Below are 22,755 nucleotides of genomic sequence, written 5' to 3'. Positions count from 1 at the left end.
CCTAACCCTTTGCCCGGCGTCGTGCTGTAGAAGAAAAGACAAAGGATTTCTTATTTCGCTGGGCAGGTGCACAAACCAAAATGGCGATCGCGTGCCTCAACTCGGATTCAGGGGCGGATTCGAGCAAAAGTGCCCCGGACAGGAGGGCGGCGTCGCTCGCCGCGGGGTCGGAGGGCAGGAACGCCGACAACGGCGCCGAGGGGCCGTACCGCTCCCAGGCGGCCCGCAGCTGGCGCTCGGGCGAGCGCCCAACCGCGGAGGTCCTGACCTTGTTCAGGACCACTTGCGGCGCCGCCTGCGGGACGGCCGCCTGAAGCTCGGCGAGGCCGCGGACGAGCCTCGGCACCCCGATGGAGTCCGCCGCCCCGACGGCAAAGACCGTGTCGGCCAGCTCCAGGCTTCGCAGGGTCGCGGCGTTTCGGCGCGGCGCGCCACTGTCAAAGCCAAGCTCGTCATCGGCTTCGAGGCAGAAGCCGGTGTCCACCACAGTGACATCCGCAATCTCCCGGGCCCGCTCCAGCACCAGCGTGAGGGCCGCGGCGCGCAGTTCCGTCCAGCGGTCCGCCCGCGTAATCCCGGTGAGCACCCGCAGCGCGCCGGCCTTGGTCGGCACGGTCGTGGCGATCCTGAGCAGGGCCTCGGCGTCAAGCAAGCCCTGGTCTGCCAGCCGGCAGGCCTGGGCCAGCCCGGCGGCCTCGTCAAGCAGACCCAGGAGGGCGGCCACGCTGGCACCATAGCTGTCGGCGTCGACCAGCAGCACGGAATGGCCTTCCGCGGCCAGCTCCCCGGCGATGTTGGCGGCCACCAGGGTCCGGCCCGGCGCCCCGGCCGGACCCCAGACCGCAATGATCCGGCCCTTCGCGCCTGGGCCTGCGGTGACGGTTTGCGCCCCGGAAGACCGCGGCACCTGCCCTGCGGCGGCGACGGACGCGGCGCTGTCACCCGCGGCCGGCCCCGGCCCCGCTCCGGTGCCACTGAGCTGCGCCACCGCTGCGGAAATCCGCGCCGCCAGGGCCGCGGCGTCAACGGCCCGGGCTTCCGCTGCCACGCCAATGGTCCGCAGGCGGACAGTTTCCTCCGGATTGTCGGTCAAGGCGATGACGACGACGCCGACGGCGGACAGCCGGTCCACCAGCGAGGCCGTCAGCTCTTCGCTGCCGGCCGCTACGACGGCGGCGCGGGCCAACCCGCTCTGGCAGGCGGCCAGCAGTTCCGCCAGCTCGCTGCACCGCCGGACAACGGACACGGGCCCGTGCAGCCGCTCCAGTCCGCCGACCAGGTCATCGCGGGAGTCCCCCACAGTCACCACGGGAATGCTCATCGCGAGGTACCGCCCGGGTTCCACACGACCGCGATCTTTGCTTTGTTGGCCTGGGCCCCCAGCAACTTGGGCATCTGGGCGTCGGGGACGAGCACCATGACCACCGTGGAACGGGAGGAGCCCAGGGCTGTGCTGCCCGGGGTGATCTGGGCAATTTCGGCGCCGGAGAGGAGCAGGGAGGGCTCGCTGAAGCCGTTGCGGGTATCCGGCAACGCCACCCAGACATCCACGCGCGAGCCCGCCACGGCCTGGGCGGGAAGGGTCTCCTCGACGGTGACGGAAACGGGCTTGCGGTCCAGCCCGTCGAGCTGCCCGACACTCTCACGCGGCAGCAGCTGGTCCTTGCCGATCCGCTGCACGGCCACAAGTCCGGCATCCAGGCCGGACTCCGGGGTCAGATATCGCTGTTCCACCTCGCCGAGCCGCACCTTGACCCGGTGCAGCTTGTCGGTTGTCAGCGTCTCACCGACGGCGATCGGCTCCCGCGCTGCGTACGCTTCCGTGGTCTGGTCCGCGGCACCGACCAGCGAGACCACGCCGACCACGGATGCCAGGACCAGCAGGATTCCGACGAGGAGCCGGGGGTCTTTCCAGGACGGCCTTTTCAAACGGGCCCCTTCGGCTGCCGCGCTTCCACTCATGCGTCCGCTCCCCCTGTCGTCGCCGTCCATTCCCGGATGCCGGGCACCCCCATTGTTGCGCCCGGGCCGCCCGGGTGGAAGATCCGGGGCCAAACAGGCACAAACTGTGGATAACGGCACCAGTAGGCCTCAACGGTGGCAAAATGGATTCATGCCCCGATTCCTGACTCTCGCTGACGTTGCCGAGCAGCTCCAGATCAACTCTCCGGCCGCCTACGCGCTCGTTCGCAGCGGCGAGCTGAAGGCAATCCAGGTGGGCGGACGCGGCCAGTGGCGCGTCGAGGAAAAGATGCTCGAGCAGTACATCCAGGAGCGCTATGCCGAGGCCAGCCGCATGATCGAAGAGGCCAAGGCGAAGTCCGCCGGAAGCTGAACCCGGCGGGCTGATTAGCCGCCCGCGGCAGCAACGGACCTGATGCCCGCGAGGGCGCCGAAGGGGATGGCAAGCACCTGCCGGGCGTTCGCCGGAGGCCGTTCCCGGCCGTCCCGTGTCACGGCCAGGTCCAGGAAGTCCCTGCCGACCGTGTCAATGATGCCGTGGAGCCCCGCGTCTGCCCTCCCGTGACCGGCAAATATCGTCACCCGTGCACGGTTCCTGGCGAGTCCCCGGAGGGCGCTGCCCAAACCGAGCCGCCGGCGGACGATTGACGGTTCGGAGACCGCCACCCGCGAAAGACCCCCATAGTACGCGGCCGCGGCGTAGGGAATGAGTACCTGATGTTGGGGCTCATCAAGGACCAGGGCCTCGCTGCCCGCGTGGCTCAGCACTCCCTCGAACGCCCGCCCCGAGGACAAATGCACGCGGATACTGAGCCCGAGGGACCCGCGGAGCCGGTCCGCGAGCTGCACTCCCGCAGAGTCCACGAGTGCACGCTCGGCTATTTCAGCCTCTAATTCCAGCCGCTGGCGCGCGGCCAACTGTGCCTCCATGTCCTCAAACAACGCGTCCCACCGCATGGCGCCAGCGTAGGCGGCCCTCCCGCACTGGTCAATCCGAGGCCTCCCCTATCCACAGGCTCCGGCTGCGTCTAGACAAACCGAGCACAACAGGATCAGACTTCGTTAAACAGACTACAAAGTTATCAAATGACATCAAACACCATCAAACGATATTAATTTCGACTGGAGGAACAACCCATGGACCGGACAGCGACGCCGCAACCCGGGGACCGGCCCCTGCCCGTCCCCCTGCCGAGACAAACAGTTCGGGCCGACGCCGCCATGGCCGCCGCCATCCTGCTGCTCGGGATCTTCCTCGCAGCTACGGGAAGTTTCCTGATTCAGCGCTGGCAGTCCGGCTCGGCACACCGGCAGTCGCTGTCCTTCGAGGACCAGCTCGGGATCGTGGCAAATACGTCCGGGCTGATTGTCATCACCTGGTGGGTGATGTCGCTCGCTTTCGCCGTCGCGGCGGCACTGCTGGACCGCCTCGGCAGGACCCGCGCGGCGGCCGCCACGGCCCGGTTCAGCCCGGCGTTCATGCGGCGGCTGGTGCTCGCCGCCGTCGGACTGCAGCTGCTGACGGCGCCGCTGGCCAGCGCGGCCACTGCGCCTGGCGGGTCCGGACCGGAAAGACCCGGTCCGGCAGCGGTATCGGCATCCTGGACTCCGTCACCCGGGGAGGCCTTGGCACCTGAGCCACAAGGGCCGGGAGCCGGTTCCGCGCTGGATCCGCGGTGGAAGCCGCTGAGCCCGATCGTGGATGCCGGGCCCCTGGCCGCACGCCATGTGCGCACACAGGACTTCCCCGGCGCCCGCAGGGAGGTCACGGTCCGGTCCGGCGATTCGCTGTGGAGCATCGCCGCGGCGGCGCTGGGGCCGTTGGCTTCCGACGCCGACATCGCCAGAGAGTGGCCCCGGCTCTATGCGGGCAACCGCGACGCTATCGGAGCCGACCCGCACTTCCTGCGGCCCGGACAGGTCCTGGTCCTCCCGCCGCCGCGCTAGGGGGCCGCCGCACCACACGCCGGGCCGCAACTCCGGCCCCACCCCGGCCCACCGAAGGCCACAGGACAAGCCGGTCGGAAGATTCGCCCGGTTCCAGCCACCCGCATCAGCCGCAAGCCACCCGCACCAGCCATCAGCAAAGGAACCGACATGAACGCAGTCACCGGGATCCGCTCAGCCGCGGCGACCCCCGTCCCGCACGCCCCCGCCCTCCGGGTTGTGTCCGGCACGGCAACACCACAGGCCAACCACGCCACTGCGGCCCCACCGCCGCTGCGCGTTGTTGACGAGGCCCGCGAGATTTGTGCGATTTCCCGGAGCACCGTGCAGGCGGCGATCGAAGTGCTGGCCGGGACGCGGCCCGCACAGCAGCTCTCCCGGCGCCTGGACCCGCGCTGCCTGGCGGCCCTGCAGCACCGAGCCGCATTGACCCGCCGGGTTGCCTCCGGCAGCTCGCCAACGGCAGGCAGGCTGCACCGCAACCCGTCCGTCAGGTCCGTCCGGGCCTGCCGCGTGTCAGATGACGTCTACGAGGCCAGCGCGGTGGTGGTCGAGGAATCACGGGTTCGCGCGGTCGCGCTGCGGCTGGAGCGCGGCACGGCGGCCTGGCGCGTCACCGTGCTGGAGATTGGCTGAACGGCACGGCCGCAGGCACAAAACAGGCAGAGAGTCCGCACAAAACAAGCAGGGAGTCCGCAGAAAACGAGCAGAAAGCCGGCAAAAGAGAAAAGAGAGGCAGAGAACCGGCAGAAGCCAGTAGCCGGCCGAAGGCAGGAACCTGCGGAACCGGGCCCGGTCTGCAAGGGAATGCCCGGCATGTAAGGGAAAGGAGGCGCAAACACGGGAGGACCGGAGCAAATGCTCCGGTCCTCCCGTGTTGGCTTCGTGCCTAGCGCCGCTTCTTCTTCGCAGCGCGGCGGCCGATGTCCTGCGCCGCGGCCTTGGCCGGGTTTCCCGAACGTCCGGAGACCTTCGCCTCGATCCGGGTCTGGGCGGCACCGTCCTCGCCAGGGGCGGTGTACTGCAGCTGCGCGGGTTTCTCCGGGGCTTCGAGCCCGGCAGCATGGATCTGCGGCTCGTGGTGTTCGGTGTGCTGGCCCTCGGCGTCCGCCACCACAACGTCTTCGGCCGGCGTCACTTCGACGTCGAGGTTGAACAGGAAGCCGACGCTCTCCTCGCGGATGGCCTCCATCATGGCTTGGAACATGATGAAGCCCTCGCGCTGGTACTCCACCAGGGGGTCACGCTGGGCCATGGCGCGCAGCCCGATGCCCTCCTTGAGGTAGTCCATCTCGTAGAGGTGTTCCTGCCACTTGCGCCCGATGACGGAAAGGACCACCCGGCGCTCGAGTTCGCGCATGCTCTCGGAGCCAATCGCCTGCTCCCTGGCCTGGTAGACCAGACGGGCATCGGAAAGGATCTCTTCCCGGAGGAACTCGGTCGTGATCCGGGACTTGCCGCCGGCCTCGTCAATGACGTCGCGCGGGGTGAAGCTCACGGGGTACAGGGTCTTGAGGTTGGACCACAGGAGGTTGAAGTCCCAGTCATCGCCGGTGCCCTCGGCTGTGGCTTCGTCGATGAAGGCGTTGATGGTGTCTTCCAGGAAGTACTGGACCTTCTCGTGGAGGTCATCGCCTTCGAGGATGCGGCGCCGGTCACCGTAGATCGCCTCGCGCTGGCGGTTCAGGACGTCGTCGTACTTCAGCACGTTCTTGCGCTGTTCGGCGTTGCGGCCTTCCACCTGGCCCTGGGCCGAGGCGATGGCGCGCGAGACGAGCTTGGATTCGAGTGCGACGTCGTCGGGCACCGAGCTGTTCATGAGCCGCTCGGCCGCGCCGGAGTTGAACAGGCGCATCAGGTCATCGGTCAGCGAGAGGTAGAACCGGGACTCGCCGGGGTCGCCCTGGCGTCCGGAACGGCCGCGGAGCTGGTTGTCGATGCGGCGGGACTCGTGCCGTTCGGTGCCGAGGACGTAGAGTCCGCCCAGGTTCAGGACTTCCTCGTGTTCGTCCTTGACGGACTGCTTGGCGGATTCGAACACCTCGGGCCACGCGGCCTCGTATTCCTCGGAGTTCTCCTCCGGGTCCAGGCCGCGCTTGGCCATTTCGGCGACGGCGGTGAATTCCGCGTTGCCGCCGAGCATGATGTCGGTACCGCGGCCCGCCATGTTGGTCGCGACCGTGACGGCGGCCTTGCGGCCGGCCTGGGCCACGATGGACGCTTCACGGGCATGGTTCTTGGCGTTCAAGACCTCGTGCCGGACGCCTTCCTTAGCGAGCAGCCGGGAGAGGTATTCGCTCTTCTCGACGCTGGTGGTGCCGACGAGGACAGGCTGGCCGTTTTCGTGGCGTTCGGCGATGTCCTTGACTACTGCGTCGAATTTGACGGTCTCGTTCTTGTAGACGAGGTCGGCCTGGTCGATCCGCGTCATGTCGCGGTTGGTCGGGATGGCGACGACGCCGAGCTTGTAGGTGCTCATGAACTCGGCGGCCTCGGTCTCGGCCGTGCCGGTCATGCCCGCGAGCTTGTCGTACATGCGGAAGTAGTTCTGCAGCGTCACGGTGGCGAGCGTCTGGTTCTCGGCCTTGATCTCGACGCCTTCCTTGGCTTCGATGGCCTGGTGCATGCCTTCGTTGTAGCGGCGGCCGGCGAGAATACGGCCGGTGTGCTCATCGACGATCAGCACCTCGCCGTCGAGGATGACGTAGTCCTTGTCGCGCTTGAACAGCTCCTTGGCCTTGATGGCGTTGTTCAGGAAGCCGATCAGTGGCGTGTTGGCGGACTCGTAGAGGTTGTGGATGCCGAGGTAGTCCTCGACCTTTTCAATGCCGGCCTCGAGGACACCGACGGTGCGCTTCTTCTCATCGACCTCGTAGTCGGTCTCGGCCTGCAGGCGTGTGACCACCTTGGCGAATTCGCTGTACCAGCGGTTGGTGTCCCCCTGGGCCGGACCGGAGATGATGAGCGGGGTGCGGGCCTCGTCGATGAGGATCGAGTCCACTTCGTCGACGATGGCGAAATGGTGGCCGCGCTGGACGAGTTCCGAGCTGTCCCACGCCATGTTGTCGCGCAGGTAGTCGAAGCCGAATTCATTGTTCGTTCCGTACGTGATGTCCGCGGCGTACTGTTCGCGGCGCAGCGCAGGGTCCTGGTTGGAGAGGATGCAGCCGCTGGTGAGGCCGAGGAAGCGGTAGACGCGGCCCATGAGGTCTGACTGGTATTCGGCGAGGTAGTCGTTCACGGTGACGACGTGGACGCCCTTGCCGGTGAGGGCGTTGAGGTAGGCCGGAGCGGTGGCCACCAGGGTCTTGCCTTCACCGGTCTTCATTTCCGCGATGTTGCCCAGGTGCAGGGCGGCGCCGCCCATGAGCTGGACATCGAAGTGGCGCATGCCGAGGGTACGGGACGAGGCCTCGCGCACGGCCGCGAACGCTTCGGGCAGCAGATCGTCGAGCTTCTCGCCGGCCTGGTGGCGTTCGCGCAGCCGGTCAGTTTCTTCACGGAGCTCGGCGTCCGTGAAGGTCTGGAAGGAGCTTTCCAGGGCATTGATGGAATCGGCATAGTTCCGCAGTTGCCGCAGGGTTTTTTTGTCACCCGTGCGGAGAAGTTTTTCGATAAGTGATGCCACGTGAAGTTGCTCCCAGTCTCAAGCTGCCGAATTCTGGCGTGTTTAGTCTACGGGAGAGACGCAAGGCCGGTGGCGCCTGTTCCCTCACAGCGGATAGTGCGGTTTACCGGGCAGCCACGGCTTCGGCGAGCGCCGGCGCAAGGTTCCCCATTGGCGAGACAACTACGTCGTCCAGTCCCAGCCACTCTGCCATGAGCTGCAGTTCCGCGGCGAGTTCGACGGCGGTGTCCTCCGGCGCGCCGGGTTCGGCATGGGCGGCCCTGGCCAGGAGCCGCCCACCGGCCCGGTCCGCTTTGAGGTCGACCCGTGCGACGATCTCGTCGCGGAGCAGGAACGGCAGGACGTAGTAGCCGTACTTCCGCTTCGGCTCGGGAGTGTAGATCTCGATCCGGTAGTGGAACCCGAAGAGCTCCTCGAGCCTCCGGCGTTCGAACACGAGGGAGTCGAAGGGGCTCAGGAGCGCCCGTCCGGTGGCCGAGCGCGGCAGTTTCGCCTCCACGTGGCGGTACAGGGGCCGGTCCCAGCCGGATACCGTGACCGGCTGCAGCCGGCCGCTGTCCACGAGGTTCCGGACGGCGACGGCGGCGTCCTTCTGCGGTGTCCGGAAATAGTCGGCGAAGCATCGCACCGTCCCGATACCGTGGGCCTGGGCCGCGGCGTCGATCAGCCGGTCCATGGCCGCGGCCGCATCCGGTTCGGGTGCCACCGCATCCTTGCCCGGTCCGGGGAGCACCCGGGCGGTGAGGGCGTAACGCCGTTCGAAGGACTCCGTCCGCGAGGATGCGGAGACAAGGCCTTCTTCGAAGAGATGTTCCAGCACCCTTTTGACGGCGTTCCAGTTCCAGCCCCAGTTGTCCCGCTGCTGGTCTTCCACATGGCCGAGCCGGGCTGTTAGTTCGGCGGCGGTCAGCGGCTTCCCGACGGCCAGGGTGTCCAGGACCTTGGCCGCCACCCCGTTGCGCAGTTCGGGGTCCATCGCGTGCGCGCCCACCCATTTGCGGCTCTGCCACTGCACGAGATCGTGGAAGTGGTCCGGGCGGATGAAGCAGGCTTCGTGGGCCCAGTACTCCATCATCCGGCGCGGGTGGGTCCCCGCCATGCGCGCCAGGATGGTGCGGTCGTAGTTGCCGAGCCGGGAGAAGAAGGGCAGGAAGTGGCTGCGGGACACCACATTGACGGAGTCGATCTGAACCAGGTGCAGCCGGGCAAAGGTGCGGCCCACCGCCCGTGCACTCACGGGTCCGGTGGGCCGTTCCTTCTCCAGTCCCTGGGCTGCCAACGCGATCCGCCGTGCCTGTGCCAGGCTCAGCGATGCTTGCACGTTAGTCCCTTCGTCGGAAAAGTCTGCACCAGCTTATGCGCTGGCGGGCTCATCCTCTGAACGGTAGGCCAGGATTTTGTCTTCCAGACTCGAATGTCCGGGCTCGCACGTCTGGTCCAGGGAGATGACCCCGTAGGTCCAGCCGTCACGGCGGTAGACGACCGACGGCGCCTTGGTCTCCTTGTCCACGAAAAGATAGAAGTCGTGACCCACAAGTTCCATGTTGTCGACGGCGTCATCGAGGGTGAGCTGGGACGCGGCGAACACCTTCCGGCGGATCAGTACAGGCGAGTCGCCGGCCGGAATATCGTTCTCGACCTCATACGGCGACTTCTCTGCCGCCGTCGCCTGGGTCTCCTGCTGCTGCGCCGCCTCCACATAGAGGGGTTCGCTGGGGYTGGCCGGCTCCAGGGCTGCCGTCGCCTCGGTGACGGACTTCGGGGTATGCCGGCCGTGGTGGACCTTTCTGCGGTCCCTGGCCCTGCGCAGGCGTTCAAGAAGCTTGTTGTAAGCGAGATCGAACGCGGCGAACTTGTCGGCGGCACTCGCTTCAGCGCGGATTACTGGGCCGCGTCCCAGGACTGTCAACTCAACCGTGAGCGATTCGGCGGTCTGGCGGGCTTTGGTCTCTTTGGTGACCTTCGCGTCTACCCTCTGGACCTTGTCTCCCAACGACGCGATCTTTGAGATCTTGTCGTCGGCATATTCGCGGAACCGGTCTGAGACCGTCAAGTTGCGTCCGCTGATCATGAACTCCATGGTGCCCTCCAAATGACTTCGGTGACACGACGGCGGTACTTCCCGGGGGCCGATCTGACTGACAGTCGAGCCCCTTTCCGAGCCGCTATCGACAGGTACATCTGTTCTTGGTACCCATCTTCGACGTTAGTTCATAGACACCTGTTATTCATCCTTTTACGGTTTATTTTTTTAGCWCCCACCGATCATCCGCGCCGCCGCGGGGATGGCGGCGCGGACATCGGTGGCGGCCGGCGGGCGTGTCGCGGCCAGCACAACGGCGCCGCTGACAATGGCCCCCGCGGCCCGGAGCGCACGGGCCGCCTCCGCCAGGGTGGCGCCGGTGGTCAGCACGTCATCGACGATGATGCAGGCACGTCCTTCGACCCGCGCAGGCCACGGACCGGACCTGGCCCGCATGGATCCGCGCACGCGCCGGGCGCGCTCACCCCGGCCCAGTCCCTTCTGTCCGCCGGACAGGGAGCCGGCCCCTGTGGGGCCGTCCCGCAACCGGCCCCACAGGGGCAAAGCCGGGGGTTTCGTGTTCCGCGCGGGCGGCACGGATTTCCGCAGCGCGTCCGCGACGGTGAACCCTGGGATTTCATCGCCGCGGACGAGCCGACGGAGCAGGACATGGACGGGGCTGAAGCCCCGCCTGCGGTAAGCGGCGGCGCTCGTGGGTACGGGGACGAGGACGAGTCCCTGCCCGGGCCCGGACGCGGCGTGGAGGGCGCGCGCCAGGCCCCGGGCCAGTTCGGCGCCCAGCCGGGCCTGCCCATGGCTTTTGAAGGACAGCAGGCACTGCGCCAGCTCGGCCCGGTATGCCCCGGCCGCTACCACGGGCAGCAGCACGGAGCCGTCCATGTCAATCAGGGCCGGAGCCTGGGCCTCTGCCCGGAACGGCCTGAGCGTCAATAGGCGCAGCTTACGGGAGCACGCGCCGCAGAGTGCCGAGTCCTCCGCCCCGCAGCAGACGCAGTCCACTGGAGTGGCCAGGGCGAGCACCTCAGCCGCCGCTTCGGCTGTCCGGTCGCCCAGCCTCGCCAGCGGCCGCGCGTAGCTCCCGCGGTGTCGCGCCGCCCTGGCCGTGGCCGGGGCAAGGTCAGGGTCTGCTGCCGGGACCCGGGTGGTGTGGCTGCCCATCCTCCGATCCTGGACCGGGTGCGCCCCAGGTAGTAGCCCGGCGGGCCGCTATGTGGACAACTCCCTGGTCGGAACCTTTCGCGGAACCTTCACCGGATCCGGGTGACGGCGGCACCGCTGTCGTCGTCGTCCGAGGGAGCGCCGGTCAGCCGGGGAACGAGGGGTCGATGGGGCCCTTGAGCTGCGGTGACCAGCCGTTGCCCAGCCGCTGGAAGATCCCTTCGGCGGATTGGCCGTAGATCTCGGCCGGTCCGTTGCCTGCGCTGAGGGCCGTCAGCCCGGGCCACGGCGCCAGCTGCTGCGGCTGCGCCGAGGTCAGCGACAACAGCTCGGGGGTGACGGCATCGCTGGCGGAGGCCTTCATGACCGCGACGGTGGTGTCATCCACCCAGACCCCTTGGTCCGGATCCTGGGGAGTCAGGAGGGTCRGGGGCACGGTCAGGTCCCTCGGGGTGCCGTCCGCGTTCCGGATGATCCCGGTGATCTGGACCTTGCTCTTGCCGTTCTGCTGCGAAATGACGAGGGCCCGCGTGCCGTCCCGGGAAATCCGGAACTCCTTCACCGTCCGGCCCGAGAGCCATCCCGGCGACAGGGTCACGGTGGGTACGCTGGCGGTCTCCGCCACACCGACCGGCCGGTAGGCCACCACCTCGGTGGCGCCGCCGGCACCCGGCCCGGCGGTCCAGACCCAGTCATAGCGGCCGAACGAAGGCCGGGACAGCGCGGCCCGCGTGGTCAGCGCCCGGGCGGGCTGGCCCGGAACGATCGAGTACAGCGTGGTGCGGGCGGCGTTGAGGAACGCGGCGGCCTGCGACTCGGTGGACTCCGCAGGCGCCCGGGGTGAGAGGGCTGCGACGGACCGGACGTCCGGGAGCGGTGAAATCCTGTTGTTTTCGTACCGGACCAGGTCATTGTTGCTGACGGCGATCTGGTAGGCGGGGACGCTTTCGTCCTGGACCGGAGGCAGGACCGTGCCGTTGTCCTCGACGCGCACCAGGTCCTGATTGGCCCGGAGCTCAACGTTGATCACATCCGGCTGGCTGCGGAACGTCAGGGCAAGCTGCGTCTGCATCCGCAGCCGGTCCTCGTTGGAGGCCTCGACCAGGTCCTTGGCGGTGAGATCCACCTGCGCGGCGCCGGATACCACGGGCACTGATTCGCGGGCCAGCTTGATGCCTGAAGGGAACGCGCTGACGACGGCGCCCTTGAGGTAGGGGGCGGGTCCGCCCAGGAGCGCGCTCGTCATGGCTTTGACGGTCTTCTTGCGGATGAACCACCGGACGTCGGGCACCGCGTAGGTGAACGTGGGGTCGTAGAAGTAGATCGGGAACGCGCCGTAAATGACCTTGAACGTTTCTTCCGGAATGGCCGTGCCGTCCGGAAGATCGGAGATTCGCCACTCGCCGTCCACCTGGGTCACGGTGACGGGTATGTTTTCGGTGGTGCCCTCGGGAAGCTGCGTGGCCACGCCGTCGGCGTCCACCGAATAGGCGAGGTCGAGCTGGTAGTTGAAGACATTTTCGACGCCGGTGGCCACCACCGTGGCCTTGCGGAACACGAGCGCCCGCTGGTCCGGCTTCCACGTCACCGACGAACCCTGGGTGAGGTACTGCCGGGCCACGGCGTAGTCGTCCTCGTAGCCGCTGCCGGCGAGGTAGAAGTCTTCGATCACCGCTTCGGGTCCGGCGCCGGGACGCGGCGCGGCCGGAAAGAAGACCGGGGCGTTGGGGTTTCCCGCACTCTCGTCCGTGCTCTTGCCTACCGGCCCCGAGCGCGGAATCTGGGCGCACGAGGTCAACAGAAGCAGGATGAGCGCCAGCAGCGCGGCCCCCACGCGGGTAAACCGGCCCGAAACCCCACTCATGCCCTGCCCTCCGTCCCGGTCCCCCGGGGGCCGGCCGAGCCGCCGTCCGGGATAGCCCCGCCGGCGGCACCGCTGCCGCCGTCGTCAGAAAAGTCGTCATCGAAGCCGTCTGAGAATCCGTCTGCGGAACCCTCAACACCGGTCCCGCGGCCCGCGGTCCGGAGCGGGTCCAGCAACACCACGGTGCGCTGGCGGCCTGCCTCGGGGAGCCCGACGTTGACCGGTTCGAGCTGGAGCGGGGACCTGGTGATCGGCTCGTCGCGGCGCAGGGGAAGGGTCAGGCGGAAGTTCGACCCTTGTCCCTTGCTCCCCCAGGCCTGCAGCCAGCCGTCGTGGAGCTTGGTGTCCTCGGCGGCAATGGACAGTCCCAGCCCGCTGCCGCCCGTGGTGCGGGCCCGGGCCGGATCGGCGCGCCAGAAGCGGTCGAAGACGCGCGCCGCCTCAGCCGGGGTCATACCGATTCCGTGATCCCGTACGGCCACGGCCACGGCGGTGCCGCTGGCGGCCACGGAAACGTTGACCGGCCGGCCCTCGCCGTGTTCGAGGGCGTTCAGGATCAGGTTGCGCAGGATCCGGTCGATCCTGCGGTCGTCCATGTCGACAATGACGCTGCCGGCCGGGGCGTTGAGGGTGACGGCGGACCCGTATTCGGCCGCGACGGGCGCCACCCCCTCGATGACATGCGCGACAAGCTGGACGATGTCGGTGGGCTCGGCGTCCAGGGTGGCGGCACCGGCGTCAAAGCGGGAGATTTCCAGCAGGTCCGCCAGGAGCGACTGGAAGCGTTCCACCTGGTTGTAGAGCAGCTCCGCGGAGCGCTTGTTGATGGGGTCGAAGTCCTCGCGGGCGTCATAAAGGACTTCGGCGGCCATGCGCACCGTGGTGAGCGGGGTGCGGAGCTCGTGGGAGACATCGGAGACGAACCGCTGCTGCATCTGGGACAGCGTGGCCAGCTGGGTGATTTGTTCCTGGAGGCTTGCGGCCATGTGGTTGAACGAGGCGCCCAGGCGGGCAACCTCGTCCTCGCCTTTGACCACCATGCGCTCCTGCAGCTGGCCGGCGGCGAGCTTCTCGGAGACGACGGCGGCATGGCTGACCGGGCTGACCACGTTGCGGGTCACATACCAGGCGACGCCGCCGATCATGAGCACCAGCAGCGCGCCGCCGGCCAGCAGGACATTCTGGATCTCGTCGAGGGTCTTCTGCGCCGTGTTGAGGTCGTAGATGAGGTAGAGCTCATAGACGGTGCCGTTGAAGGTCACCTTGTTGCCGACGGCGATGCCGGGCCGGTCTTCGGTCCCTACCGGGAACTGGGTGGACGCCCAGTACTGGTCCTTGCCCGACTCCTGCACAGCCTTGCGCAGGTCCGGGGGGATGACGCCGATGGTGAGTTGGTCCGAGGCCCGGGATTCAACCCAACGGTTGCGGGGCTTGGTCTGCTCCGGCATGGCCTCGAAGACGTAGCGCCGCTGGATCACGGATCCGCGGCCTTCGACCGCGTTCAGGGTGTCATAGACCAGGGTGATGACGCTCGACTGGTCGGTGACCTGGGCACCGTCGAACGTGTCCTGGACCTGCTTGACGTTGTACCGCGTCTCCGATTCGGCCTGGGCGAGCCGCTCCTGGAACAGGTTGTTGGCGATCTGGTTGGACAGGTAGGCGCCCACCACCGCGAACGAGCCCATGGCAAGCATCAGCGTGGTCAGGACCGTCCGGAACTGCAGCGAACGCCGCCACTTCCGCTGTACAGCCCGGAGCAGGTACAGGATGCCGGGCCACAGGCGCTGCATCCCCGTGCGGACCAGCCGCGCGACCCGGACGCCAACGATCCTCGCGCGTTTGGCCCACAAGCGGGTCCGGAAGGCCAGACGCCGCCACGGGCCCGGCCCGCCGCGGGGCGTTTCGGGCGCGCGGGGCACGGACGTCTCTGGCGATGACGCCGCAGATGACTCGGCCGGCGCCGCGGATAACTCGGCCGATGACGCCACGGACGACTCAGCCGGCGACGCGGCTGACTCGGCCGATGGTGCGGCTGACTCGGCCGGTGCCGCGGTATCCGTTGCTATGGACTGCCGGACACTGCGGTCCGCAGGCTCAGGAACCTGCTTTATAGCCGACACCACGGACCGTCAATACAACTTCGGGGGCTTCCGGGTCGCGTTCGATCTTGGACCTCAACCGCTGGACATGGACATTGACCAGCCGGGTGTCGGCGGCGTGCCGGTAGCCCCAGACCTGCTCCAGGAGCAGTTCGCGCGTGAACACCTGCCACGGCTTGCGGGCCAGGGCGACGAGGAGGTCGAATTCCAGCGGCGTCAAGGAGATCCGGTCGTTGCCGCGGCTGACCAGGTGGCCGGCCACGTCGATCGTGACATCGGCGATCCGCAGGGTTTCCGGTGCCTTTTGGTCACCCGGGCGGAGCCTGGCCCGGACCCGGGCGACGAGCTCGGCGGGTTTGAACGGCTTGGGCACATAGTCATCGGCACCGGACTCGAGGCCGCGGACCACATCCGAAGTATCCGCCTTGGCCGTGAGCATCACGATCGGGACGTCGGACTCGGCACGGACCTGGCGGCAGACCTCAATGCCGTCCATCCCCGGAAGCATGAGGTCGAGCAGGACGAGGTCGGGCTTGGAGGAGCGGAACACGTCCAGCGCCTGTGCGCCGTCCGCGCAGAAGACGGGTTCGAAGCCGTCATTGCGCAGCACAATACCGATCATCTCGGCCAGAGCCTCGTCATCATCCACTACCAGAATGCGTGCCTTCATAGTTATATATTCCCCCATTGAATTGGCTTTGTCGTATCGGGCGGCCCACCGGCATGGTGGAACCGGGCCTGCCACCGCCGCCGGAACCGGCCCGGAACCGGCCCGGAACCGCGCCGATGCATGGGACGCTGTGACAATTGCCGCGTTGTCCTGCATGCTGTGGACAGGCCCAGTGAACCGGCCCGGACCGCAGGAGGAACCCGTGAACACCCCGATCTACCAGCGAGCCCTGGGCAGCGACTTTGCCCGACTGCAGCCGGAGCTTCAAGAATACTTTGCTTTGGCACCGGGATCCGGCCACTACGGCGTCGGCGAGGGGGTGTTCGACGTCGTCGGCTGCCGGCAGGCCTGGCTGCGTCCCCTGCTGCGGCTCACCACCGGCGAGCAGGCCTTCTTCCCCGAGTACGGCGAGGGCGTCCGCTTCCGGATCGAGAACCACGCCCACCTGGACCCGTTCGGCAGGTCCAGCCTGACGGCCCGCCGGGAAATCTTCTTCCCGGGCACCACCCGGCTGTTCCAGGACACGACCAGCTTTGATGACGGCGGGCCTGATAACGGCGGGCGTGGGCCCGGGCTCGTGGATTACGTGGGCCGGCACCGGCGGCTCGTCACCGACCTCAATCTCAGCGTCACGCCGGAGGGCCGGCTGCGCGGCGTGTCCGAGGCGTCGCGGCTGTTCCTGGGACCGCTCCGGGTTCCGCTGCCGGCGGCCCTCGACGCCAAGGCCTACGCCGAGCAGTGGTGGGAGCCGCAGCACGGCGGCAGGCACCGGATCCAGGTCAAGGTGATCCAGCCCCAGCTTGGTCTGGTGCTGGTCTACGCCGGCCATTTCGACTACCGGCTCGAGCCCTACCCCGGCGGTATTGCGGCGCCGGGCTACCTGCCAGGGCACGCCCGACCGGACGCCTGGGAAAGCAGGGTCTGACCGGGGCCCGCAGGGGCACAGCGGGGGCACCGCGGGCCCGGTTGCGCCCCGGCCGCCGGCGGCCGAAGGTGCCGCGCTAGCCGAGGGCGAGCTGGTTGAGCCCGTCCGCCACCTGGGTCAGCCGGGTCAGGACCGCCGCCGCAGTCGCGGGTGAGTGCCGCGCCAGGCCCTCCGACGGCGTGACCCGGAGCGCCCCCAGCGTGGACGCGGGCAGACCCAGCTGCCGCCATGGGCGCCAGACGTTTTCCACGACGTCGCGGACCCTTGGCAGCGACGCGGCAGGATCAGCCACGTCCAGCGCGCCGGCCCAGAGCCGCTTGCCGGCCTCCACCGCGCCGGCGAGTTGTTCCCACTGGCGCGAGGTCAGGGCCCGAAGCGGCACGGCGATTCCATCCGCGCCTGCCGCCAGGATCCGCTCGAACGGCGCCTCGACCTCGGAGACGGCCACAACGGTCTCGACGGCGCCCGCGGCCCGGAGCGCGTCGATCACCAATTGCCAGGACTCGGTCACTTCCCGGCCCGGCACCGAACGCAGGGTCCGGTAACCGCTGGCGGTGGGAATGGTGCCGGCCAGCACCGACGCAATTTCAGGTTCATCAATCTGGACGACGATCCGGGCACCGGGGGCAGCCGCCGCCACCCGCTTGAGGTAGCCTTCCACGCCCGCTGCGAGCGAATCCGCGATGTCCCGGCGGGCACCGTAGTCGATCAGGGCCCGCTCGCCGTTGTGCAGGTGCAGCCCGGCGGCAAGGCTGAGCGGCCCGCGCAGCTGGATCTTGATATCGTCCGACGGTACTTCCTCGACGCCGATCACGTCCGCCAGGATGTTGATGTCGGTGGACAGGGCCGACTTGGCCCGCTGCAGGTCCTTGCCGGGCCGGTCCACGAACCGCCATCCATGCGGCTGGACGTCGACAGCTAGTTCCACGAGCAAAGAGGCGGTCCGGCCCAGGGAATCGGAGCCGACGCCGCGATCGGGAAGCTCGGCGAGGAACGGCAGGTGCGGGCTGCCCAGTTCACCGCGGATGATCCGGGCGGCCTCGGCCGGGTCCTCGCCCGGCCAGGGGCCAAGGGCGGTCGCGGTCACCTGGCCCGGTGCGGGCGCGTCTGGTGCTGCCATGGCTAGGCGTCTGCGGCGCGGGCGGCGTCCGCGGAGCCGGAGGCCTGGGCGGCCTGGTGGTCCTCGGCGATGGCCTCGTGGTGGCGGATGACCTCGCCGATGATGAAGTTCAGGAATTTCTCCGCGAAGGCCGGGTCCAAGTGGGCTTCGGCGGCGAGGTGCCGCAGCCGGGCGATCTGCGCCGTTTCGCGGCCCGGGTCCCCGGCGGGAAGTTGGTGCGCGGCCTTGAGGAAGCCGACCTTCTGGGTGGCTTTGAAGCGTTCGGCGAGGAGGAAGACCAAGGTGGCATCGATGTTGTCGATGCTGGAGCGGATTGACAGCAACTCCGCCATGACCGCGGGATCCACGGAACCGGCCAGGGAGCTTGCCGCCGGGTCGTAGGAATCGGTTTCGGGAAGAGTGGGGTTCTGCTCGGTCATTGACCCAGTCTAGGGGTTCGGCGGCCAATGCCTTCCGCTGTTAAGCACCGTTGCAGGCACCCGCGGAGACACCAATGGGCATGCACACCGTTCGTGGTGAACGGTGGGCATGCCCATTGGCTGTGGCCCTGCCGGAGCCCAGGCCGGAGCCCGGGCCGCGCCGGATCGGGCAGGTGCCCGTTCCGGCGGTTAGCTGTGGAGCACGGCCTTGAACGCCTCGCGGCGCCTGGCCTGTTCGTCGGGGTCGGGAACAGGCAGGGAGGCGATGAGTTTCTTCGTGTAGTCGTGCTGCGGGTTGCCCATCACCTGGTTGCCGAGGCCCTGCTCCACCATCTTGCCCTTGTAGAGCACGCCGACCCAGTGGGCGAGCATGTCCACCACGGCGAGGTCGTGGCTGATGAACAGGCATGCGAAGCCGAACTCCTGCTGGATCTCCTTGAACAGCTCCAGCACAACGGCCTGCACGGACACGTCCAGGGCCGAGGTCGGCTCGTCGGCGATGAGCAGCTTCGGGTTCAGGATGAGCGCCCGCGCCAGCGAGGCGCGCTGGCGCTGCCCGCCGGAGAGTTCGTGCGGGAACCGGTCAGCGTACGACGCCGGCAGCTGCACGGACTCGAGCAGCTCGCCGACCTTCTTGCGTGCCTCGGCCGCGGTCGGGTTGGAGTGGATGATCAGCGGTTCCGCCACGCAGTCGCCGATGGTCAGCTGCGGGTTGAACGAGGCCGCAGGGTCCTGGAACACGAAGCCGATCTCCTTGCGGAGCGGCTTGAAGGTGCGCTCCTTGAAGTTCAGCATCTCGTACCCCAGCACATTCAGGCTGCCGCCCGTGGTGCGGTTCAGGCCGGCGATTGCCCGGCCGATGGTGGTTTTGCCGGAGCCGGACTCCCCCACGAGGCCGAAGACTTCGCCTTCGGACACGGTAAAGCTGACGCCGTCGACGGCCTTGAACGCCGGGCTGCCGAGCCGCCCCGGATACTCGATGGTCAGGTTCTTTGCCTCGACCAGCACCTTGCCGCCCTGGTGGGCGCGTTCGACCATGCCCTCCGAGGCGGAGTTGCGGCCCAGGTGCGGGACGGCGGCGAGGAGCTTCTTGGTGTAGTCCTCCCTGGGCTCGGCGAACAGCACCCTTGAGGATGCCTCCTCCACGACGTCGCCCTGGTACATGACCACGACGCGGTCGGCGAGGTCGGCGACGACGCCCATGTTGTGCGTAATCAGCACGATGGAGGTCCCGTAGTTGTCACGCAGGTCCCGCAGCAGTTCAAGGATCTCGGCCTGCACGGTGACATCCAGGGCGGTCGTGGGCTCGTCGGCCACGATGAGGCCAGGGTTCAGGGCCAGCGCCGCGGCAATCACGACGCGCTGTTTCTGGCCGCCCGAGAACTGGTGCGGATAGTAGTTGACCCGCGTTTCCGGGTCCGGGATGCCAACTTTGCGGAGGGCGTCAATTGCCCGCGCCTTGGCCTCCTTGGCCGAGACCTTGCTGCGGCCGCCGCTGCCGGCGTGTGCGCGGATGCCCTCGGCAATCTGCCACCCCACGGTGAAGACCGGGTTGAGGGCGGTGGATGGCTCCTGGAACACCATGGCCACGTCGCGGCCCCGGATCTCCCGCAGCTTGGCTTCGCTGACGCTGATGACATTGTTGCCGTTGATCAGGACAGCACCTTGGCTGATGGCCGTCTCCGGCAGAAGTCCCAGGATGGTCTTGGCCGTCACGGTCTTGCCGGATCCCGACTCGCCAACAATGGCGACGACTTCTCCGGGGTTGACCTGGAGGCTCACGTCCTTGACGGCATACACATCCCCGGCGTCGGTGGCGAAGGTGACTTTGAGCCGGTCGATGTCAAGGACCGGGCCTGCGCCTGCGCCGGGCTTGTCGATGTTGGTGGTCATGGAAGTCTCACTTCTGCTTCTGCTTCTGCTTCGGGTGCAGCCTGGGTGCCGGCGGTGGAGTCTGGTCCGCCCTTGCCTGCCACGGCCTTCTTGCGGCCCCGCAGGCGGGGATCGTTGAGGTCGTTGATGCTCTCACCGACGAGGGTCAGCCCAAGCACGGTCAGGACGATCGCCGTACCGGGGTAGACACCGGTCCACCAGATGCCCGAGGAGGCATCTGCAATGGCCTTGTTCAGGTCATAGCCCCACTCGGCGGCGGAAGTGGGTTCGATGCCGAACCCCAGGAAGCCGAGGCCCGCCAGGGTCAGGATGGCCTCGGACGCGTTCAGTGTGAAAATCAGCGGCAGCGTGCGGGTTGCGTTCTTGAAGATGTGCCGGCCCATGATGCGGATGCTGGAGGCGCCCACCACCTTGGCTGATTCGACGTACGGCTCCGCCTTCAGCCGGATGGTTTCGGCACGGATGACCCGGAAGTACTGCGGGACGAACACCACCGAGATGGAGATGGAGCAGGCGACAATGCCTCCCCAGAAACTGGACTGCCCGTGGCTGATGACGATTGACATCACGATGGCCAGGAGCAGTGACGGGAAAGCGTAGATCGCGTCGGCGATCACCACGAACACCCGGTCCAGCCAGCCGCCGAAGTAGCCGCTGACGAGGCCGAGGGCTACGCCGAGGAAGATCGACATCGCGACGGCCACGATGATCACCACGGCGGCCGTCTGGGCACCCCAGAGCACCCGGGAGTAGACGTCATAGCCACCAACCGTGGTGCCCCAGATGTGGGCCGGGCTGGGGGGCTGTTGTGTCGGGAAGGGACCGGCGGCGTCGCTGAGCTGGGCAAACCCGTAGGGCGCGATCCACGGCGCAAACACGGCGACGAGCAGGAAGACGGCGGCCAGCACCATGCCCGTGACGAGCATGCCGCGTTGCAGCCCGACGCTCGAGCGGAAATGCGAGATCACCGGCAGCCGGTAGATGAGGGGCTGCTTGCGCCCGCTTACTTTGGTTGCATTCATGGCTAGTACCTCACTCGCGGGTCGATCAGGGCTGCGACGACGTCCACGATGAAGTTCGTGACGGCAACGATGACCGCCAGCATCACGACGATTCCCTGGACGGCGACGAAGTCGCGGGCGTTCAGGTATTGCACCAGCTGGTAGCCGAGGCCCTTCCACTCGAAGGTGGATTCGGTGAGGACGGCGCCGCCGAGGAGGAGGGCAATCTGGAGCCCCATGACAGTGATGATCGGGATGAGGGCAGGCTTGTAGGCATGCTTGGTCACGAGCCGGTAATTACTGACGCCACGGGACCTGCCGGCTTCGACGTAATCCTTGCCGAGCGTGCCGATGACGTTGGTGCGGACCAGCCGCAGGAAGACCCCTGCCGTCAGAAGCCCGAGGGTGAGTGCGGGGAGAACTGAATGGGCCGCGACATCGCCGAACGCGGCCATGTTGCCGCTGCGCAAGGCATCCAGCCAGTAGATCCCGGTCGGTGCGGCCAGGCTTCCCATAGCCAGTTCGGTCCTGGTGGAGGCCCGTCCTGCGACGGGCAGCCAGCCCAGCCAGACGGAGAAGGCCAGCTTCATCAGCAGGCCGGCGAAGAACACCGGGGTCGCGTAGCAGAGGATGGCGAAGAACCGCAGGAATGCGTCCGGAGCCTTGTCGCGCCGGTAGGCGGCGATCAGCCCGAGCGGGATGCCGACCAACAGCGCCACGATGAGGGCATTGATGGCCAGTTCCAGGGTTGCCGTGCCAAACGTGATGATCATTTCGACCACAGGGCGGCGGTCGGTGATGGTGGTGCCGAAGTTGCCGGTCGCCACCTGGCCAACGTATTCGAGGTACTGCACGAGGATCGGGCGGTCGTAGCCGGCGTCGTGGATGCGCTGCGCGAGCGCCTCCGGCGGAAGCCTGCCGCCCTGGGCTGCAGTGATGGGGTCGCCGATGACCCGCATCAGGAAGAAGACCAAAGTCACCAGAATGAAAATGGTCGGAATGATCAGGAAGAACCGGATCAGGATGTAGGTCCCCAAGCCCCCACCCGAGGATTTTTTCTTGGACGGAAGAAGTCCGTCGGCGTCGTTTAGCGGCGCCTCAGTCRATGTTGTCATTGGTACCTAAGATTGTGCTGTCGCGGCCTTGGGCGGGCCGGCGTGAACTGCAGGATGCGGCAATGACCAGCAAAGGCGGGGCGCCTCGAGGGCGCCCCGCCTCGCAGGCTGGTCAGGACAGCAGGGCTGCAGCCTTACTTGGAAATAGTTCCCAAACGGAACTTGAAGGAGGCATCGAGGGTGGAATCGACACCCTTGACACCGCTGCCGGAAATGGCAACCTGCGCGCCCTGGAGCAACGGAAGCGTGGAAATGTCCTTGGCGAGGGCATTCTGCGCATCCTTGATCGTGGACTCGCGTTCAGTCTTATCGACGGTGGTGAGCTGCTTGCTGATCAGGTCGTTGACGGTGGGGTTGTTGTAGTGGTTCTTCAGGAAGCCGCCCTCCGGGAAGAACGGGGTCAGGTAGTTGTCGGCGTCACTGAAGTCGGGGAACCAGCCAAACTGGAACAGCGGGTATTCGTCGGCGCGGCTGGCCTTGCTGTAGGTGACCCATTCCGTGGACTGCAGGTTGACCTTGAACAAACCGGACTTCTCCAGCTGGTCCTTGATCATGGCGTACTCATCGCCGGAGGACTTGCCGTAGTGGTCCGGGTTGTACTGAAGGTTCATCGAGACAGGGGTCGTCACACCGGCGTCGGCCAAGACCTTCTTGGCCTTGTCCAGGCTCGGCTTGCCGGCGTCGCCGTAGGCGTCCTTGAACGATTCGTTGGCGCCCAGGAAGCCGTTGGGAACGTTGGAGTACAGCGGCAGGTAGGTGCCCTTGTAGACCTGGTCCGCGATGGACTGCCGGTCAACGAGGTTCGCGATGGCCTGGCGGACGGCGAGCGCCTTGGCCGGATCGGCGTCGGCAGCCTTGGCACCGAACGGCATCGTGTCGAAGTTGAACGTGATGTAGCGGATTTCGCCGC

At 67.4% G+C, this 22,755-nt stretch carries 20 protein-coding genes; 4 read left to right on the top strand and 16 right to left on the bottom strand.

The window, feature by feature from the left end; translation table 11 throughout:
* Position 1: 1 nt before the first annotated feature.
* Both AC1D1W_RS11595 and AC1D1W_RS11590 read right to left on the bottom strand, forming a co-directional pair.
* The gene (locus AC1D1W_RS11595; RefSeq protein ID WP_476943754.1) at positions 2-1,321 is read right to left on the bottom strand and encodes a CpaE/TadZ family protein; all 1,320 of its coding nucleotides are present in this window, start codon (positions 1,319-1,321) and stop codon (positions 2-4) included.
* Positions 1,318-1,962 (bottom strand): CpaB family protein, encoded by a 645-nt coding sequence (locus AC1D1W_RS11590; RefSeq protein ID WP_243181198.1) that lies wholly within the window; start codon positions 1,960-1,962, stop codon positions 1,318-1,320. Before AC1D1W_RS11590 ends, AC1D1W_RS11595 begins: the two co-directional genes overlap by 4 nt.
* A gap of 151 nt (positions 1,963-2,113) precedes the next feature.
* Between AC1D1W_RS11590 and AC1D1W_RS11585 the strand changes: the two genes are divergently transcribed.
* Positions 2,114-2,335 carry a helix-turn-helix domain-containing protein gene (locus AC1D1W_RS11585; RefSeq protein ID WP_018775212.1) on the top strand — a complete coding sequence of 74 codons (222 nt, stop codon included), beginning with the start codon at positions 2,114-2,116 and terminating at the stop codon, positions 2,333-2,335.
* A gap of 14 nt (positions 2,336-2,349) precedes the next feature.
* Here AC1D1W_RS11585 and AC1D1W_RS11580 read toward each other — a convergent pair whose 3' ends face one another.
* Positions 2,350-2,919, bottom strand: a complete 570-nt coding sequence (locus tag AC1D1W_RS11580) for a hypothetical protein (protein ID WP_476943751.1) — start codon at positions 2,917-2,919, stop codon at positions 2,350-2,352.
* Positions 2,920-3,099: 180 nt separating this feature from the next.
* On the opposite strand from AC1D1W_RS11580, the gene AC1D1W_RS11575 reads away from it, so the two are divergent.
* Both AC1D1W_RS11575 and AC1D1W_RS11570 read left to right on the top strand, forming a co-directional pair.
* Positions 3,100-3,909, top strand: coding sequence for a LysM peptidoglycan-binding domain-containing protein (locus AC1D1W_RS11575; protein WP_243181196.1), 810 nt, complete (start codon positions 3,100-3,102; stop codon positions 3,907-3,909).
* A 150-nt stretch (positions 3,910-4,059) separates the two neighbouring features.
* Positions 4,060-4,545: an Rv3235 family protein gene (locus tag AC1D1W_RS11570; RefSeq protein ID WP_243181195.1), complete on the top strand. Its 486-nt coding sequence runs from the start codon at positions 4,060-4,062 to the stop codon at positions 4,543-4,545.
* 253 nt (positions 4,546-4,798) lie between these two features.
* Here the strand turns inward: AC1D1W_RS11570 and secA are convergent, their stop codons facing one another.
* The 7 genes from secA to mtrA form a co-directional block, all read right to left on the bottom strand.
* A complete protein-coding gene (secA, locus tag AC1D1W_RS11565; RefSeq protein ID WP_028276005.1) occupies positions 4,799-7,537 on the bottom strand; it encodes a preprotein translocase subunit SecA in 2,739 nt (912 codons plus the stop codon).
* Between the two features lie 103 nt (positions 7,538-7,640).
* Positions 7,641-8,858, bottom strand: coding sequence for a winged helix-turn-helix domain-containing protein (locus AC1D1W_RS11560; protein WP_459385272.1), 1,218 nt, complete (start codon positions 8,856-8,858; stop codon positions 7,641-7,643).
* 33 nt (positions 8,859-8,891) lie between these two features.
* Entirely contained in the window at positions 8,892-9,617 is a 726-nt protein-coding gene (gene hpf, locus AC1D1W_RS11555) for a ribosome hibernation-promoting factor, HPF/YfiA family (RefSeq protein WP_476943750.1), read from the bottom strand.
* Between the two features lie 171 nt (positions 9,618-9,788).
* A complete protein-coding gene (locus AC1D1W_RS11550) occupies positions 9,789-10,739 on the bottom strand; it encodes a ComF family protein (RefSeq protein ID WP_476943749.1) in 951 nt (316 codons plus the stop codon).
* Between the two features lie 145 nt (positions 10,740-10,884).
* Positions 10,885-12,603: an LpqB family beta-propeller domain-containing protein gene (locus AC1D1W_RS11545; protein WP_476943748.1), complete on the bottom strand. Its 1,719-nt coding sequence runs from the start codon at positions 12,601-12,603 to the stop codon at positions 10,885-10,887.
* Positions 12,600-14,393 carry an MtrAB system histidine kinase MtrB gene (mtrB, locus tag AC1D1W_RS11540; protein ID WP_439954137.1) on the bottom strand — a complete coding sequence of 598 codons (1,794 nt, stop codon included), beginning with the start codon at positions 14,391-14,393 and terminating at the stop codon, positions 12,600-12,602. Before mtrB ends, AC1D1W_RS11545 begins: the two co-directional genes overlap by 4 nt.
* A 304-nt stretch (positions 14,394-14,697) precedes the next feature.
* Positions 14,698-15,372, bottom strand: a complete 675-nt coding sequence (mtrA, locus tag AC1D1W_RS11535; RefSeq protein ID WP_026538469.1) for an MtrAB system response regulator MtrA — start codon at positions 15,370-15,372, stop codon at positions 14,698-14,700.
* Positions 15,373-15,574: 202 nt separating this feature from the next.
* On the opposite strand from mtrA, the gene AC1D1W_RS11530 reads away from it, so the two are divergent.
* Positions 15,575-16,297 carry a DUF4166 domain-containing protein gene (locus tag AC1D1W_RS11530; protein ID WP_243181190.1) on the top strand — a complete coding sequence of 241 codons (723 nt, stop codon included), beginning with the start codon at positions 15,575-15,577 and terminating at the stop codon, positions 16,295-16,297.
* 76 nt (positions 16,298-16,373) lie between these two features.
* Here the strand turns inward: AC1D1W_RS11530 and AC1D1W_RS11525 are convergent, their stop codons facing one another.
* From AC1D1W_RS11525 to AC1D1W_RS11500, 6 genes are all read right to left on the bottom strand, one after another.
* Positions 16,374-17,417 carry a uroporphyrinogen decarboxylase/cobalamine-independent methonine synthase family protein gene (locus AC1D1W_RS11525; RefSeq protein WP_243181189.1) on the bottom strand — a complete coding sequence of 348 codons (1,044 nt, stop codon included), beginning with the start codon at positions 17,415-17,417 and terminating at the stop codon, positions 16,374-16,376.
* 2 nt (positions 17,418-17,419) lie between these two features.
* A complete protein-coding gene (locus AC1D1W_RS11520) occupies positions 17,420-17,836 on the bottom strand; it encodes a chorismate mutase (RefSeq protein WP_230011813.1) in 417 nt (138 codons plus the stop codon).
* Between the two features lie 189 nt (positions 17,837-18,025).
* Positions 18,026-19,729: an ABC transporter ATP-binding protein gene (locus AC1D1W_RS11515; RefSeq protein ID WP_028275997.1), complete on the bottom strand. Its 1,704-nt coding sequence runs from the start codon at positions 19,727-19,729 to the stop codon at positions 18,026-18,028.
* Complete coding sequence (locus AC1D1W_RS11510; RefSeq protein WP_476943747.1) at positions 19,726-20,751, bottom strand: ABC transporter permease; 1,026 nt, start codon at positions 20,749-20,751, stop codon at positions 19,726-19,728. Before AC1D1W_RS11510 ends, AC1D1W_RS11515 begins: the two co-directional genes overlap by 4 nt.
* A 2-nt stretch (positions 20,752-20,753) precedes the next feature.
* On the bottom strand, positions 20,754-21,845 hold the full coding sequence (locus tag AC1D1W_RS11505; RefSeq protein WP_476943746.1) for an ABC transporter permease: 1,092 nt from the start codon (positions 21,843-21,845) through the stop codon (positions 20,754-20,756).
* A gap of 134 nt (positions 21,846-21,979) precedes the next feature.
* Positions 21,980-22,755, bottom strand: a 776-nt coding sequence (locus AC1D1W_RS11500) for an ABC transporter substrate-binding protein (protein WP_476943745.1), incomplete at its 5' end; no start/stop codon positions are given.

The sequence above is a fragment of the Arthrobacter sp. P1_B4 genome (assembly GCF_056406555.1).
Note: the sequence above shows the minus strand (reverse complement) of the source record. Positions and strands in the feature narration are given on the sequence as shown.

Coding starts and splice junctions, on each gene's coding strand:
- AC1D1W_RS11595 (WP_476943754.1), bottom strand. CDS start 1,321: ATGAGCATTCCCGTGGTGACTGTGGGGGACTCCCGCGATGACCTGGTC.
- AC1D1W_RS11590 (WP_243181198.1), bottom strand. CDS start 1,962: ATGAGTGGAAGCGCGGCAGCCGAAGGGGCCCGTTTGAAAAGGCCGTCC.
- AC1D1W_RS11585 (WP_018775212.1), top strand. CDS start 2,114: ATGCCCCGATTCCTGACTCTCGCTGACGTTGCCGAGCAGCTCCAGATC.
- AC1D1W_RS11580 (WP_476943751.1), bottom strand. CDS start 2,919: ATGCGGTGGGACGCGTTGTTTGAGGACATGGAGGCACAGTTGGCCGCG.
- AC1D1W_RS11575 (WP_243181196.1), top strand. CDS start 3,100: ATGGACCGGACAGCGACGCCGCAACCCGGGGACCGGCCCCTGCCCGTC.
- AC1D1W_RS11570 (WP_243181195.1), top strand. CDS start 4,060: ATGAACGCAGTCACCGGGATCCGCTCAGCCGCGGCGACCCCCGTCCCG.
- mtrB (WP_439954137.1), bottom strand. CDS start 14,393: ATGCAGCGCCTGTGGCCCGGCATCCTGTACCTGCTCCGGGCTGTACAG.
- mtrA (WP_026538469.1), bottom strand. CDS start 15,372: ATGAAGGCACGCATTCTGGTAGTGGATGATGACGAGGCTCTGGCCGAG.
- AC1D1W_RS11525 (WP_243181189.1), bottom strand. CDS start 17,417: ATGGCAGCACCAGACGCGCCCGCACCGGGCCAGGTGACCGCGACCGCC.
- AC1D1W_RS11520 (WP_230011813.1), bottom strand. CDS start 17,836: ATGACCGAGCAGAACCCCACTCTTCCCGAAACCGATTCCTACGACCCG.
- AC1D1W_RS11515 (WP_028275997.1), bottom strand. CDS start 19,729: ATGACCACCAACATCGACAAGCCCGGCGCAGGCGCAGGCCCGGTCCTT.
- AC1D1W_RS11510 (WP_476943747.1), bottom strand. CDS start 20,751: ATGAATGCAACCAAAGTAAGCGGGCGCAAGCAGCCCCTCATCTACCGG.